We start from the raw sequence: 14560 nt of genomic DNA, 5'->3' as shown, positions 1-14560 counted from the left end.
ATACATATACATACTTTGAAGCGCAGTGTAAATCGCCGAACGCGAAGGGGAGTGGGATGGCAGAAACAGAGCAGATCGACAGCCTGTGGCTGGGGGCCGACATCGTTACGATGCGTGACGGGCACTACAATCTGATTGCCGACGGCGTGCTGGCGGTCGATCAGGGAAAACTGATTTGGGTGGGGCCACGCAGTGAATGCCCGGCTTTTGCCGCGCGCGAACAGCACCAATTTTCCGGCGGCATCATCACGCCCGGTCTGGTGGATTGCCATACGCATCTGGTGTTTGGCGGCGATCGCAGCCAGGAGTTTGAGCAGCGTCTTAATGGTGTGAGCTATGCAGAAATCGCTGCACAGGGCGGCGGCATTCTCTCCACGGTGCGCGCCACCCGCGCGGCCTCGCAGCAAGAGCTGGTGGCAAGTGCGCGCTGGCGGCTGGATCGCCTGCTGGCGGAAGGCGTCACCACGGTAGAGATCAAATCCGGTTACGGCCTCGATGAGACCAGCGAACTGACCATGCTGCGCGCCATTCGTGAGTTGGCGGAAACGGTGCCTGCCGATGTGCAGGCCACTTGCTTAGCCGCGCACGGTTTCCCGCCGGAGTTTAAAGACAATCCGCAAGGCTGGATCGATATCATCTGCCAGCGCCTGTTACCGCAGGTGAAAGCAGAAGGGTTGGCGGATGCGGTGGATGCGTTTTGCGAGCATTTGGCCTTTTCTCCTGAGCAAGTTCGCACGGTCTTTGATGCCGCCAAAGCATTGGGCATGGCGGTGAAACTGCACGCCGAGCAGCTTTCGGCGCTGGGCGGCGCGGCACTGGCGGCCAGTTACGGTGCGCTCTCCGCCGATCATCTGGAGTACGCCACCGCAGCGGATGCGCAAGCGATGGCGCAGCACGGCACCGTGGCGGTGTTGCTGCCGGGCGCGTTTTATCTGTTGCGTGAAACCCAGCGTCCGCCGGTTGCACTGTTTCGAGAACACGGCGTAGCGATGGCGCTGGCCAGCGATGCCAATCCGGGCACCTCACCGGCGCTTTCGCTGCGACTGATGTTGAACATGGGCTGCACGCTGTTTGGTTTAACGCCGGAAGAGGCGTTAGCGGGCGTGACCTTGTGGGGCGCCAAAGCGCTGGGATTACAGCACTCGCACGGTTCGCTGGAAGCGGGCAAGGTGGCGAATTTTGTTCACTGGCCGCTGGCGCGTCCGGCTGAGCTGGTTTACTGGCTGGGCGGCGAATTGCCGTGCCAGGTTATTTATCGTGGAGAAGCGCAATGACACCTTTTCATTTCACCGCCGGTAAGATTCCGCTGCTGGTCAGCATTCCTCACGCCGGCACGCAGTTAACGCCGGAAGTGGACGCCGGGCTGAGCGACGCAGCGCGCGGCCTGCCGGATACCGATTGGCACTTGCCGCTGCTGTACGATTTTGTGCGCGATCTCGGCGCCAGCGTGTTAATTGGTCACTATTCACGTTTTGTCATTGACCTTAATCGCCCGGCGGATAATCAGCCGCTCTACACCACGGCGACCACCGGCTTGTATCCGGAAACCCTGTTCGACGGCAGCCCCACCTTTGCACCGGGTAAAACGCCGAGCGCCGAGGTACGCCAGGGTTATCTGGACACGATTTGGCAGCCTTATCATCAACAGCTGCAGCAGGAGCTGGCACGCCTGAAAGCTGAACATGGTTACGCGCTGCTGTTTGATGCGCACTCGATCGCCTCGGTGATCCCACGTCTGTTTGAGGGGCGTTTACCGGATCTCAACATCGGTACCAATGATGGCGCCAGCTGTTCAACGGCGGTGATCAACGCGATCAAACAGGTGTGTAATGCGCAAAACGATTACAGTTGGATCGCGAACGGACGCTTTAAAGGCGGCTATATTACCCGCGCCTACGGCCAGCCGGAGCATGGCGTGCAGGCGGTGCAGCTGGAGCTGGCGCAGCTCAATTATATGGATGAAACCCCGCCGTTTGCCTGGCAGCAGGATCGCGCTGCGCAGCTGCAGAAGGTGCTGAAACCGCTGATGCAGGCGTTTTTAGACGCCGGTAAACCTAAGTAAATCCCCGCATCTATTCGTAGCGGTGCAATTTATTGCACGTTATTCAGATTGGCAATGTGGTCGCCATTCATACGCGCGATTAATCGCGCCGCTACGATTCATGATCCTGCACCATCACAATGCACACCTTGCCTCCTCGCGGTGCAATATTATGTCCATCGCGTGACCATCTCCCTGAATTTGCGGCTTTGCCGATTTGGCATAGTGCTTGCTAGGTTGTATGTACAAGTAAAGACCGCGCAGCGATTATGAATTTTTATACTGGCTGGCTCACAAAAAGCTTATGCCGACAATGATCTGCCGCACGCTAACTTGTATATACATGAAAGGTCATCTGCAAATATTGCATAAGCAGAGACTGCCAAATTCGATTAATAGCCAGGAGATGCCGCATGACGCACCGCTCCCCGATTCGCCGTTTTTGCCTCACGACCCTGTTTGCCAGCCTGATGATCAGCGGCATTGCCGTCCAGGCGAAAGAGTGGAAATCGATCACCATCGCTACCGAAGGCAGCTATGAACCCTGGAACCTGACGCTGCCGGGCGGCAAGTTGGGCGGCTTTGAACCGGAACTGATGGAAGACCTGTGCAAGCGCATGGGCATTCAGTGCAAGCTGGTGGTGCAGAACTGGGACGGCATGATCGCCGGCCTCAACGCCGGAAAATATGACGTGATCATGGATGCGATTGTCATCACGCCAGATCGTAAAAAAGTGGTTAACTTCACCACGCCATACGCTTCAACGCCCGCCACCTTTATCACCACTAAAGACAATCCGCTGCTGCCGGCCGATCACAACATCATCAAGCTGCATGACGATGAGAAAGCGATCAACGCGGCAATTGCCCCACTGAAAGCGGCGCTGAAGGGTAAAACCATTGGTATCGCTTCCGGCACGGTTTACACGCCCTTTATCGACAAGTACTTCAAAGGCGATACCGAGGTACGCGAATACACTTCTTCGGCGGACGCGATGCTCGATCTGCAATCCGGTCGTATCGATGCGGTGTTCGATGACGTGACCTTTGCGCAATCAATGCTGGCGCGCAAAGAGAACAACAATCTGGTCTTCAGCGGCCCACAGCTCGGCGGTCCAATTTGGGGCGAGGGCGAAGCGATGGGCGTACGCATGGCGGATAACGATCTGAAAGCCAGGCTCGATGAAGCGATCCATGCCGCGCTGGCTGACGGCACGGTGAAAAAGCTCAGTGAGAAGTGGTTTAAAACTGACGTAACTCCGTAAGTGAGGTGAAAGATGATGAGCCTGCTGAGTTTTGGTGCTGATGGTTGGGGCCGGCTGATCCTGAGCGCCGCCTGCACCACGCTGCTGCTGTCGCTGGTGGCGCTGATGATTGGTGCGGTGGTCGGTTCCGGTGTGGCGGCCGCCAAATTATCGCCTCAGCGCTGGCTGCGCTGGTTGGGTGAAGGCTATTCGGTGGTGTTTCGCGGCATCCCGGAACTGCTGGTGATCTACCTGTTCTATTTTGGTGGATCCGGCCTGATTACGCTGGTTGGGCAGATGTTCGGCGCAGATGGCTTTATCGAAGCGCCGCCGTTCCTGATTGGGGCGCTGGCCATCGGGCTCATCTCGGGTTCGTATCAGGGTGAAGTGTATCGCGCGGCGCGTCTGGCGCTGGCCAAAGGCGAAGTGGAAGCGGCGGTGGCGATTGGCATGCCGCGCTGGCGCATCGCGCAACGCATTCTGCTGCCGCAGGTGGTGCGTTACGCGCTGCCGGGCATGTCGAACGTGTGGCAGATGAGCCTGAAAGACTCGGCGCTGGTGTCGGTCACCGGCATCGTCGAGCTGATGCGCGCCAGCCAGGTTGCGGCGGGATCCACGCGCGATTACTTCACGTTTTATCTGGTTGGCGCTGCCTGTTATCTGGTGCTGACGCTGGTGTCTAATCATGCGTTTCGTCGGGCAGAGTCGCGCCTTGGTCGCGCGTGGCAAAGTCGCACTGCGGCGCAGCATTAAGGAGCAGCAGCATGATCGACTTCGCTTTTCTCTCGGATACCTTCCTCAAACTGAGCGCCGCGCTGCCGGTGACGCTTGGCCTGTTTATCAGCGCCTTTCTCTGCGGCGGCATATTGGCGATTGGCATTTTGTCACTGCGCATGAGCCGCTGGCGGGTGCTGAGCGGCTTCGCACGCGGCTACATTCTGGTGTTTCGCGGCTCGCCGCTGATGATTCAGCTGTTTCTCATCTATTACGGTCTTGGCCAGTTTGGCGTCATCCGCCACAGCTTCGTCTGGCCGTTCCTGCGCGAGCCATTTATCTGCGCGGTACTGGCGCTGTCACTCTGTACGGCAGCTTACACCGCTGAGATTTTGCGTGGAGCGCTGCTCGCCGTGCCGGCTGGACAAGTGGAAGCCGGTCTCGCCTGCGGCATGTCACGCTGGCTGCTGCTGCGCCGCATTATCGCGCCGATCATGCTGCGCTATGCGCTGCCGGCGTATTCCACCGAAGCGATTTTGCTGGTGAAGTCCACCGCACTCGCCAGCCTCGTCACCGTGTGGGACGTGACTGGCGTGGCGCAGCAGATCATTCAGCGTACCTATCGCACCATGGAGGTGTTTGTCTGTGCGGCGGCGATCTACCTGATCCTCAACTTTATTATCGTCCAGCTATACGCGCTGTTAGAGCGCCGTCTGACCCCGGCGCATCGTGTCGCAAAAAAGCCGATGCCCGCCGTTAAACCGCTTGCCGGAGAGTAATATGCATTCCACATCACCCGTTACCTTATCCGCCACTGATATCCATAAATCCTTTGGCGCGATGGAAGTTCTGAAAGGCATTTCGCTACAGGCGCATCAAGGCGATGTCATCTCGATTCTTGGTGCCAGCGGCTCGGGCAAAAGTACCTTGCTGCGCTGCATCAACCTGCTGGAAACGCCGGATGCTGGCGTGGTGAGTGTCGGCGGCGAAACCATTGAGATGAAACGCCATGCGCGCGGCCATCAGCTGGCGGCCAATCCGAAACAGATTGAGCGTTTGCGTTCACGCCTTGGCATGGTGTTCCAGAGCTTTAATCTTTGGTCGCACATGACGGTGCTGCAAAACGTCATTGAAGGGCCGCACTATGTGCTGAAGCGCGACAAGAAAAGCTGCATCGCCCAGGCAGAGCAATTGCTGGATCGCGTTGGCTTACTCAATCGCAAAGATTTCTACCCGGCGCAGCTCTCGGGCGGCCAGCAGCAGCGCGTGGCGATTGCCCGCGCGCTGGCGATGGATCCGGAAGTGATGCTGTTTGATGAACCGACTTCGGCGCTCGATCCAGAACTGGTGGGCGAAGTGCTGAAAGTGATGCGCAGCCTGGCGGAAGAGGGGCGCACCATGCTGGTGGTGACGCACGAAATGGGCTTTGCGCGCAACGTCTCCAACCGCGTGGTGTTTATGCATCAGGGCACCATTGATTGTCAGGGCGCGCCGGAAGAGATGTTTGGCGCCCAGGGATCGCAGCGCTTTAAGCAGTTTATCTCCAGCCATCACGGCGCGGAGCAGCCAGCATGACCATTGTATGGGGCGACAGCCCATTAACCTGGCAAGAGCTGGTGCAGGTGGCGCGGCACAACGCGGAACTCAGTTTGAGCGTCAGCGCCTGGCAGCGCATTGCGCAGGGGCGCGCGATTGTCGATGAGATTGTCGCCAGCGGCCAGATCGCTTACGGCATCAATACCGGCCTCGGCGCGCTGTGCAACATCACGCTGCCGGAAGATCAGCTCAGCCAGCTGTCGCGCAATACGCTGCTAAGCCACGCCTGTGGCGTGGGGCCGCTACTGACGCGGGAGCAGGCGCGCGCCATTCTGTGCGCGGCGATTGCCAATTACAGCCACGGCAAATCGGGCGTGTCGGTAGCGCTGGTGCAGCATCTGCTGGCGCTGCTCAATCAGCAGATTACGCCGCAGGTGCCGTCGCAGGGTTCGGTCGGCTACCTCAGTCATATGGCGCATATCGGCCTGGCGCTGATTGGTGTCGGCGACGTGGAGTATCAAAACCAGATCATGCCCGCGGCGCAGGCGTTAACGCTGGCGGGATTACAGCCTTATCGTCCGGGGGCCAAAGAGGGTTTGAGCCTGGTCAACGGCACGCCGTGCATGACCGGCTTGTCCTGCCTGGCGCTGGATGATGCGGCGCGTTTGCTGGATTGGGCCGATGTCACCGGTGCGATGAGTTTTGAGGCGCTGCGTGGACAGCGGGTGGCCTTTGATGCCGAAGTGATCGCGCTGAAAGCCAGTCCGGGCATGCAGCTGAGCGGTCAGCGCTTACGCGCATTGCTGAGTGATAGCCCGCTGCTGACGACCAGCGTTGGCATTCGCACTCAGGATGCGCTCAGCCTGCGATCCATGCCGCATGTACATGGTGCCAGCCGCGATCAGTTCGATCACGCGGCGCGCCAGATTGAAACCGAACTCAATGCCTGCACCGATAATCCGCTGGTGCTCGGCACGGCGGATAACTGGCGCGTAGTGTCGCAGGCTAACCCGCACGGCGAATCGGTGGCGATGGCGGCGGATCTGCTGGCAATTGCCATGGCGGAAATCGGCAGCATCGCTGAGCGGCGGCTTGATCGTTTAGTCAATCCGCTGGTGAGCGGCTTACCGGCGTTTCTGGTTGCGCAGCCGGGCGTTAACTCCGGCATGATGATTGCGCAGTATGTGGCGGCGTCACTCTGTGCGGAGAATCGCCAGCTGGCGCAGCCGGCGGTGCTGGATAACTATGTGACCTCGGGTTTGCAGGAGGATCATCTCAGCCTCGGCACCGGCGCGGCGCTGAAGCTGCTGAAGCTGGTGGGCAACGTGTGGCAGATTCTGGCGATCGAGTATCTGCTGGCGGCGCAGGCGCTGGATTTCCACGGCGAAGAGCAGCTGGCGCAGGGAACGGCGCAGGCATTGCGACGCTTGCGCGCGGTGGTTGCCAACTGGCAGGAAGACCGGTGGCTGGCACCGGAGATCGCGCGGGCGGTAGAGGTGTTGAAGAGCGGTTTGTAACATGGTCGCCATTTACGGCGACCTGACCAAGGATCAGCGGCGAGCGTCCGGCCGTACCAAATCGAAACGCAGTTCTTCGCTGATGCCGTAATAGGCCGACGGGCCTCCGGCACGCAGGATCGGCTGCGCTTTGGCCGTTTGATAAATACCCTCTTCCAGCAGGGCTTCATCAATATGAATGGCGACCGCTTCGCCCAGCACCAGCCAGCTATCAATCGGCTGGCCCTGGGCATCCTGCAACTGAATCAACTGCGTCAACTTGCACTCAAAATTCACCGGGCTTTCCGCCACCATGCTGACATTGACGTGTGACGCTGCAAGCGGCGTTAATCCCGCCAGCGCAAACTCATCCTGTTCTGACGGCACCGATGCGGAGCTCTCATTCATCGCCTCGGCCAGCGGACGCGTGGCCAGATTCCAGACAAACTCTTTGGTCTCTGAGATATTTTGTACGCTGTCTTTCCAGCCGCTGCTGGCAAAACCAATAATCGGCGGATGATAGTTAAAGCAGTTAAAGAAGCTGTAGGGCGCTAAATTGCGTACGCCGCGGGCGCTTTGCGAGCTGACCCAACCGATTGGGCGAGGGCCGACGATGGCGTTCAACGGATCGTGCGGCAAACCGTGTCCAGCGCGGGGCTGATAAGAGTAACGCTGACGAGTCATAACCATCCTTATAAGAGAACCTGAGTGTGGTGCACTAATCTCATCTAATACGGTGAATTCGATTAAGCGCATTGTGCGATGCCGCTAGCCAGAGTATCTTACGCCCGCGCTATTTTCCGGAGAAACTATGAACAAGCCAGCCGCCACGTCACCTTTCCATCCGCGTAACCGCCACCAGGGCCGTTATGATTTTGCTGCTCTGACCGCAGCCCATCCGCCGCTGGCGGTGAAAGTGCGTCCCAACGGCTACGGCGAGTTGTCGGTGGATTTCGCCGATCCTGAAGCGGTGATGCTGCTGAATCAGGCGCTGCTGAAGCTGTTCTACAACCTCAACTGGCAGCTACCCGCAGGTTATCTGACGCCGCCGGTGCCGGGCCGTGCCGATTACGTGCATGCGCTGGCCGATCTGCTGGCGAGCGACAACGGTGGCGTGGTTCCACGCGATCTGGATGTAATGGATATCGGCTGCGGCGCGAACTGCATCTATCCGCTGATTGGCAACGCCGAATATGGCTGGCGCTTCACCGGCACCGATATCACCGCCGAAGCGATTACCGTGGCCGGGCAGATTGTGGCGAGTAATCCGGGCTTGCAGCGCGGCGTGCGTCTGCGTCGGCAAAAAGAGGCCTCGGCGATTTTCGCCGGCGTGGTGCATAAGAATGAACGCTATCATGCGGTGCTGTGCAATCCGCCTTTCCATTCATCTGCGGAAGAGGCGGCCAGCGTGGGTCAGCGCAAAACGCGCAACCTTGGCTTAGGCAAAAATGCGCCGCTCAATTTTGGTGGCCATCACAACGAATTGTGGTGTGACGGCGGCGAGCGCAAGTTCGTTGGTCAAATGATCGCTGAAAGCGTGACGCACTCAGACGCCATTATTTGGTTCACCTCGCTGGTCTCGCGCAAAGAGAATTTACCGGCGCTGCGCGACCAACTGCGCGATCTCGATGCTTATGAAGTGCGCATCATTGAAATGGCGCAAGGGCAGAAGCAGAGCCGCTTTATTGCCTGGACGTTCCAGCCGCCGGTGACGCGCGCCAAACGGCTGAAACGCTAACCTCATTGCGCCGGCGGCAACGCCGGTAAGCTGGCAGCGGAGGGAATATCGCTGCCGGTTTGCATCACTGCTACCGTTTGATGCGGCGCTTTAATGCCGGCCGCATCAAAATGCTTCTTCACCTTATCATCCAGCGCAAAACGTACCGTCCACTGCTTCAGCGGCTGGGTGGTGAATGACACGCGCACGGTAAAGGATTGGTTGGTTAATCCCACTAATCCGGCAAAACTCGGCTCGCCAATCACCATGCCGCGAATCTCCGGGTTCTCCAGCAGCTCTTTCACCGCGCCCTGCAGCGTTTGGTTAACGCGTTCGGTATCTTCACTGCGATCCACATCATAGTTCGCCACGAACGAGCCGATGCCACGCACAAAGTTGGCGAAGGTGGTGATCGATGACCACGGAATAATGTGATACGCGCCAGTATCCTGACGCACGCCCACCGAGCGAATCGACATGCGCTCTACGGTGCCGGTGATCGGGCCAATGGTGACTAAATCACCGGTGTTCATGCCGTTCTCAAACTGGATAAAAATGCCGGTGATGATGTCTTTCACCAGCGTTTGCGAACCGAATGATACCGCCAGACCGAGCGCACCGGCACCGGCTAGCAGCGGCGCAATATTCACGCCCACTTCCGACAGTAAAATCATAATGGTGATGGTGCTTATTACTACCGCCAGCGCGTTACGAAACAGCGTCAGCAGCGTGCGGGTGCGTGCGCTCGGCATGGGGCGGCCGTGCGAATCCGAGGCGAGGCGACTTTCGATCAGGCTTGCCAGCAGCGTCCAGCCGACTGCCGACAGCAGCACAATGATCACGATACGAATCAGCACATCCACCATTTTTTGGCCGGCGCCAAGCGTGAGCCAGTGCCAGAGATCAAACAGATTCCATGCGTTGAGTAGCAGCAACAGCGTGGCAAACACCGTGACCACGCGCGCCAGTTTCAGCAGCGCTTTCACCCAATCGTTCACGCGCTTTTGCAGCTCGGGATAGTTGCGGCGCATGTCGGGCGACAGCGTGACGGTTTTGCCAATCCAGCGCGTCAGCATGCCGGAAATCAGCGCGGCGATAACCACGATCGCCAGGCTGCGCACCGTGGCGGACATCATAAACTTCAGGCTGTCGCCGGGATTGAAGATCGAGAACAGGAACAGCGCGATAAAGTAGGCGCTGGCCAGCCAGTGCCACACCATGCCAAAGGCGCGGATGAACAGCGCAAAGAAGCTCAAGCTGCGATCGGCAAGACGCGACAGTTCATGATGGATGTTGCTTTTGTTGCGGAAAATCAGCCACAGCGCCCAGCCGGTCATGATCCCCATAATCAGCATGTTGACCAGCGCCGCCACCTGAATATTCACCTGATTGGAGACAATCGGCACCACCACCAGTAAACCGTAACCGATGATGCCGCTTAGCCAGCTCAGACGCGTGTTCCAGTAGCTGGCGCGCGCATCGGTTAAGTGGAAGAAGCGCAGCGTAGGGAAACGCGGGCAGAATATCAGCCGCAGCACCGCTTTAAAGAACTCAATCAGCGCGAAGGCGTTAAGGAAAAGGCCTTGCTGATAGGCGATGGTGCGGTTGTTGTTGTGATAGTTGTCGCTGATGATCTGACCGACAAACAGCGTCAGCGCTAGCAGCACAATATCGAGCACAAAGGCCATCAAGATAGTGGCGGGCAAGTGCAGCCACTTGGTGCGCTCAAGGTTTTGATCGCGTCCCCAGCGGCCCATGCGGCGCCACACCGGCCACATCAGGCGGCGTGTCAGCCAGTAAAATGCAAACACCGCGGCGGAGAGCGCAGCGAAGTATTTCAGCGCGTTGAAGAAGGTTTGCTGGTTAAAGGATTTGTGTGGCGCATTGGTGATGTTGTCATGCAGTTGCACAAACTGCGCGGCCACCGCGCCGCCATATTCACGCGTTACGCTGGTGACGCTCTCCAGTACCGTGAGATCGTCCTGATTGGCCTGCGGCGGCGCCAGCACCGGTTGATCGCTGGTGGATTGGCTGTTGGCAGCCTGACGTAACTGATCGATCAGTTCCTGGCGCGAGGCGTTGTTATCCAGAATATTCGCCAGCGCGGCATAGGCGGCTTTTTTCTCGTCTAAGCTGGGTTCGTCTTCGGCTTTATTATCCGCTGCCGGGGTTTGCGACTGCTGTGCTGCGACGGCCGCCTGCGGCAGATTAACGGCTTGCGCCGGGGGAATGAGAAACAGAGTGAAAAAACTGAAGAGTAACCACACGGCTGAACGCCATGGTGGGCTGGCAGACGACATCGCTTTTCTCCTTTAGCTTCGCGCAGCGGCACAAGAGAGAAGTATAGTCAGTGATGGAAGGTGAAGATTTTGAAAAGGAAAATTGAATCGTGGTACCTGCCGTAGTGGCGCGATAAATCGCGCCGCTACAAATGCTGCATGTAAAAAACCGCCGCCGAAAATGGGCGACGGTTTAATGGCAGAGCTTAGGATACGTGCTGCAGGAACTCGCGCAGACGGTCGCTCGGCGGGTTGGTGATCAGATCGTCCGGGTTACCATCTTCTGCGATGGTGCCTTTATCGATAAAGATCAGACGCGAAGCCACTTTTTGGGCGAAACCGACTTCGTGCGTCACGATGACCATCGTCATGCCTTCTTCCGCCAGATCCTGCATCACTTTCAGTACTTCGTGACGCAGCTCGGGATCCAGCGCTGAGGTTGGCTCATCAAACAGCATCATCTTCGGTTTCACCGCCAGCGCACGCGCAATCGCCACGCGCTGTTGCTGACCACCGGAAAGCTCAGACGGGAAGTGGTGTGCACGCTCGGCAAGGCCCACTTTACCCAGCAGCTCACGCGCCAGCTTATGCGCTTCCTCTTTCTTCGTACCACGCACGCGAATCGGACCAAAGGCGACGTTATCCAGCGCGCTCATCTGTGGGAACAGATGGAACTGCTGGAACACCATGCCCGCTTCCTGACGAATCAGTCGCTCATCCACTTTCGGATCATTGACCTTCATGCCATCGACAACCAGCTCGCCGGTGGTGATCTCTTCCAGCTTGTTGATGCAGCGCAGCAGCGTGGATTTACCGGAACCGGACGGTCCGATAATCACCACTACTTCGCCTTGATTAATCTTCAGGTTGATGTTGTGCAGAACCTGAGTCTGGCCGAAATTCTTCGAGACGTTTTTAAATTCAATCACAGAATTTTCATCCTTTTCTCAATACGGCGCAGCACAAAGCTCAACACCAACGTAATAACCAAATAGATAATGGCAACGGCGCTCCAGATCTCCAGCGCGCGGAAGTTACCGGCAATGATCTCCTGACCCTGACGCGTCAGTTCGGCCACGCCAATCACGATAAACAGCGACGTATCTTTGATGCTGACAATCCACTGATTACCCAGCGGTGGCAGCATACGGCGCAGGGCCAGCGGCATGATCACATAACGCAGGGTCTCGCGGCGCGACAGACCCAGTGCCAGACCCGCTTCACGGAAGCCTTTATTAATCGACAGTACCGCACCGCGCGTGATTTCCGCGATATAAGCGCCGGAGTTGATCATGATGGTGACCACCGCCGCGCTGAACGGATCGATACGCAGATCCGGGAAAGCCATCGGCAGGGCGAAGTAGATAAACATTACCTGAACCACGATTGGCGTACCGCGAATCAGTTCGATGAAGACTAAGGCGATGTTGTTGGTGATCCAGCCGCCGTAGGCGCGGGCAAAACCGGCAACTAAACCGATAATTAAACCGCCGACCAGGCCGAGGACCGAGATCAGCAGGGTCATTTTGGCGCCTTCGATTAAAATCGGCAGGGCAGGCCAAATGACGCTCCAGTCAAACTCCATGGTGTGACTCCAAAATCTGTTGCGTGGAAATGTAAAAAGCAGGGAGTGTCAGGCTCCCTGCTGGAAAAATCGGCGCAAGCCGCAATTATTTTGGTTCAGTACCGAACCATTTTTTATAGATGGTGTTGTAAGTGCCGTTGTCGCGCAGAGTTTTCAGGGCGCCGTTCACTTTTTCACGCAGGTCGTCGCTGCCTTTCGGGAACGCGATGCCATACTGCTGCGCTTCAATTGACTCGCCAACCGCTTTGAAGCGGCCTTTACCGGCGGTGTTGATGAAGTACAGGATGTTCGGCGTATCGTGCAGCACGGCGTCAGCACGGTTAGTGCCTAACTCCATGTACGCGTTGTCGATGTTAGGGAACTGGCGCAGGTCTTTAGACTTGATGTGCGCTTTAGCGTAATCCACCGAACCGGTGCCGCTCTTCACCGCCACCACTTTGCCGTTCAGATCGTCAATGCTTTTAACGTCTTTTTCATTCTCGCGCACCATCACCAGCAGGCCGCTTTTGTAGTAGCCGTCAGAGAACTCGATGGCTTTTTTACGTTCTTCGGTGATGGTGATACCCGCCAGCGCCAGGTCAATATTTTTGGTTTGCAGCGCAGGAATGATGCCGCTGAAATCCATTGGCTTGAAGGCGTAATCGAGTTTCAGTTCTTTCGCGATGGCATCCCACAGATCGATGTCAAAACCGACGTATTTATCGCCTTGTTTGAACTCAAAGGGAACAAATGCGGTGTCAGTTGCGACGATCAGTTTTTTGTCTGCTGCGGTGGAGGAAAGCGAGAAGGCCAGCGCCAGCGCGGCCACGGAGACTTTAATCAATGACTTCATCATTTTTTTCCTTATTACCCCTCAGGCCTGGTGGCCCGATGTACGGCCTATCATATGAAAAAATTATGCCAACTTTTCATTTTGCTCGAAATCAGTAGTTTTAAGCACTTGCTGACACGATTTTGCGCAGAGGAAAAGTTTTGCACCATATTGGTGCTTCATTTTGGTGCGTGGTGCTGTTGTGGTGCAGGCACAGTGTGCACCAAGGGCAGGGAGAGCGAAAGAAGGGATTAAGGAAATGTTAACAACGTCAAAAAAAGCACCACAATGTTACAGACGTAAAAAAAGGCGGGATAACCCGCCTTCGTTATAACACTGAAATTTATTCAATATTCGATTCGATAAACCACAGGAATTTATCCAGATCGCGCGATGCCGCAGTGAAGATATCAGCGGTATCTTCATCGCTGACTTCAGTGATAGCTTTACGCGTGTCGTTCGCCACAATCGCATAGCGATCGGCCAGCGCTTTCAGGTGATCCTGCACGCTATGAATGTTCAACGGATAGCTTTTCAGTGGTGTTTTATCGTTAACGATCTGAGTGGTACCCAGCGCCACGCCGCCTAACTGAACTACACGTTCAGCGATAGTGTCCTGGTGATCGGTAATGGCGGTACGAAAACCATCCAGCATCTCATGTACGCCAATAAAGTTGGCGCCACGCATGTTCCAGTGCGCCTGCTTGGTGATCAGCGACAGGTCAATAAACTCCACTACCAGACGGTTGAGCACCTCGATGGTCGCTTTTTTATCGCTGTCAGCGACGTCATTACGGGTGTAAATCAGATCAGACGATTTAGTTTTAACCAGTTTTGCGGTACTCATCATTAATGTCCTCTTATTGATGGTTGTCCTAATCAAGCACGGAAATAAGTATAGCAGCAGTTTTTTAACTTGCAGGGTTGATTAAATCAATGACAGGAATAGATAAACCTTAATATTGCTCAGGGATTGTGCATCTTGATGATTATTTCAGTTAAAACAGATGCTTGTGAGGCATGTTAATTATTTATTAAACGTGTTGCAAAATAATAACGGAAAAATCTTAATACCGCGTTAAAAATGATAATGAGAATGCTTCTATATTTAGCCTGCCGCGCAGCAGGCTGAATTAT

14 protein-coding genes are annotated in these 14560 nt (G+C 56.5%); 8 read left to right on the top strand and 6 right to left on the bottom strand.

Going from position 1 to position 14560, the window contains the following annotated elements:
- Nucleotides 1–56 precede the first annotated feature (56 nt).
- From hutI to hutH, 7 genes are all read left to right on the top strand, one after another.
- Nucleotides 57–1274 carry an imidazolonepropionase gene (gene hutI, locus Q3H59_RS13820; RefSeq protein WP_309835383.1) on the top strand — a complete coding sequence of 406 codons (1218 nt, stop codon included), beginning with the start codon at nt 57–59 and terminating at the stop codon, nt 1272–1274.
- On the top strand, nt 1271–2062 hold the full coding sequence (gene hutG / locus Q3H59_RS13815; RefSeq protein WP_309835381.1) for an N-formylglutamate deformylase: 792 nt from the start codon (nt 1271–1273) through the stop codon (nt 2060–2062). Before hutI ends, hutG begins: the two co-directional genes overlap by 4 nt.
- 392 nt (nt 2063–2454) lie before the next feature.
- Entirely contained in the window at nt 2455–3306 is an 852-nt protein-coding gene (locus Q3H59_RS13810) for a transporter substrate-binding domain-containing protein (RefSeq protein ID WP_309835379.1), read from the top strand.
- A 12-nt stretch (nt 3307–3318) separates the two neighbouring features.
- The gene (locus tag Q3H59_RS13805) at nt 3319–4038 is read left to right on the top strand and encodes an ABC transporter permease (protein ID WP_101761023.1); all 720 of its coding nucleotides are present in this window, start codon (nt 3319–3321) and stop codon (nt 4036–4038) included.
- Nucleotides 4039–4049: 11 nt separating this feature from the next.
- Nucleotides 4050–4778, top strand: a complete 729-nt coding sequence (locus tag Q3H59_RS13800; protein WP_101761022.1) for an ABC transporter permease — start codon at nt 4050–4052, stop codon at nt 4776–4778.
- Nucleotide 4779: 1 nt separating this feature from the next.
- Complete coding sequence (locus Q3H59_RS13795) at nt 4780–5574, top strand: ABC transporter ATP-binding protein (protein ID WP_101761021.1); 795 nt, start codon at nt 4780–4782, stop codon at nt 5572–5574.
- A complete protein-coding gene (hutH, locus tag Q3H59_RS13790) occupies nt 5571–7052 on the top strand; it encodes a histidine ammonia-lyase (RefSeq protein WP_277974688.1) in 1482 nt (493 codons plus the stop codon). The genes Q3H59_RS13795 and hutH overlap by 4 nt, the downstream gene beginning before the upstream one ends.
- Nucleotides 7053–7085: 33 nt before the next feature.
- On the opposite strand, the gene Q3H59_RS13785 is transcribed toward hutH, so the two are convergent.
- Nucleotides 7086–7715, bottom strand: a complete 630-nt coding sequence (locus tag Q3H59_RS13785; RefSeq protein WP_110865807.1) for a flavin reductase family protein — start codon at nt 7713–7715, stop codon at nt 7086–7088.
- A 127-nt stretch (nt 7716–7842) separates the two neighbouring features.
- Between Q3H59_RS13785 and rlmF the strand changes: the two genes are divergently transcribed.
- Nucleotides 7843–8769, top strand: a complete 927-nt coding sequence (gene rlmF, locus Q3H59_RS13780; RefSeq protein ID WP_309835374.1) for a 23S rRNA (adenine(1618)-N(6))-methyltransferase RlmF — start codon at nt 7843–7845, stop codon at nt 8767–8769.
- A 2-nt stretch (nt 8770–8771) separates the two neighbouring features.
- Here the strand turns inward: rlmF and ybiO are convergent, their stop codons facing one another.
- The 5 genes from ybiO to dps all read right to left on the bottom strand — a co-directional run bounded on the left by ybiO (nt 8772) and on the right by dps (nt 14270).
- The gene (gene ybiO / locus Q3H59_RS13775) at nt 8772–11048 is read right to left on the bottom strand and encodes a mechanosensitive channel protein (protein ID WP_309835373.1); all 2277 of its coding nucleotides are present in this window, start codon (nt 11046–11048) and stop codon (nt 8772–8774) included.
- 185 nt (nt 11049–11233) lie between these two features.
- Entirely contained in the window at nt 11234–11956 is a 723-nt protein-coding gene (gene glnQ, locus Q3H59_RS13770; protein WP_110865810.1) for a glutamine ABC transporter ATP-binding protein GlnQ, read from the bottom strand.
- Nucleotides 11953–12612 carry a glutamine ABC transporter permease GlnP gene (gene glnP, locus Q3H59_RS13765; RefSeq protein ID WP_007887744.1) on the bottom strand — a complete coding sequence of 220 codons (660 nt, stop codon included), beginning with the start codon at nt 12610–12612 and terminating at the stop codon, nt 11953–11955. Before glnP ends, glnQ begins: the two co-directional genes overlap by 4 nt.
- Before the next feature lie 85 nt (nt 12613–12697).
- Nucleotides 12698–13444, bottom strand: coding sequence for a glutamine ABC transporter substrate-binding protein GlnH (gene glnH, locus Q3H59_RS13760; protein ID WP_036647919.1), 747 nt, complete (start codon nt 13442–13444; stop codon nt 12698–12700).
- A gap of 322 nt (nt 13445–13766) precedes the next feature.
- Nucleotides 13767–14270, bottom strand: a complete 504-nt coding sequence (dps, locus tag Q3H59_RS13755; protein ID WP_036620516.1) for a DNA starvation/stationary phase protection protein Dps — start codon at nt 14268–14270, stop codon at nt 13767–13769.
- Between the last annotated feature and the right edge of the window lie 290 nt (nt 14271–14560).

The sequence above is a fragment of the Pantoea sp. SORGH_AS_0659 genome, from assembly GCF_031453915.1.
Taxonomy (GTDB): domain Bacteria; phylum Pseudomonadota; class Gammaproteobacteria; order Enterobacterales; family Enterobacteriaceae; genus Pantoea; species Pantoea leporis.
This window is presented reverse-complemented; position numbering and strand designations above follow the sequence as displayed.

Coding starts and splice junctions, on each gene's coding strand:
- hutI (WP_309835383.1), top strand. CDS start 57: ATGGCAGAAACAGAGCAGATCGACAGCCTGTGGCTGGGGGCCGACATC.
- hutG (WP_309835381.1), top strand. CDS start 1,271: ATGACACCTTTTCATTTCACCGCCGGTAAGATTCCGCTGCTGGTCAGC.
- Q3H59_RS13810 (WP_309835379.1), top strand. CDS start 2,455: ATGACGCACCGCTCCCCGATTCGCCGTTTTTGCCTCACGACCCTGTTT.
- Q3H59_RS13805 (WP_101761023.1), top strand. CDS start 3,319: ATGATGAGCCTGCTGAGTTTTGGTGCTGATGGTTGGGGCCGGCTGATC.
- Q3H59_RS13800 (WP_101761022.1), top strand. CDS start 4,050: ATGATCGACTTCGCTTTTCTCTCGGATACCTTCCTCAAACTGAGCGCC.
- Q3H59_RS13795 (WP_101761021.1), top strand. CDS start 4,780: ATGCATTCCACATCACCCGTTACCTTATCCGCCACTGATATCCATAAA.
- hutH (WP_277974688.1), top strand. CDS start 5,571: ATGACCATTGTATGGGGCGACAGCCCATTAACCTGGCAAGAGCTGGTG.
- Q3H59_RS13785 (WP_110865807.1), bottom strand. CDS start 7,715: ATGACTCGTCAGCGTTACTCTTATCAGCCCCGCGCTGGACACGGTTTG.
- rlmF (WP_309835374.1), top strand. CDS start 7,843: ATGAACAAGCCAGCCGCCACGTCACCTTTCCATCCGCGTAACCGCCAC.
- ybiO (WP_309835373.1), bottom strand. CDS start 11,048: ATGTCGTCTGCCAGCCCACCATGGCGTTCAGCCGTGTGGTTACTCTTC.
- glnP (WP_007887744.1), bottom strand. CDS start 12,612: ATGGAGTTTGACTGGAGCGTCATTTGGCCTGCCCTGCCGATTTTAATC.
- glnH (WP_036647919.1), bottom strand. CDS start 13,444: ATGAAGTCATTGATTAAAGTCTCCGTGGCCGCGCTGGCGCTGGCCTTC.
- dps (WP_036620516.1), bottom strand. CDS start 14,270: ATGAGTACCGCAAAACTGGTTAAAACTAAATCGTCTGATCTGATTTAC.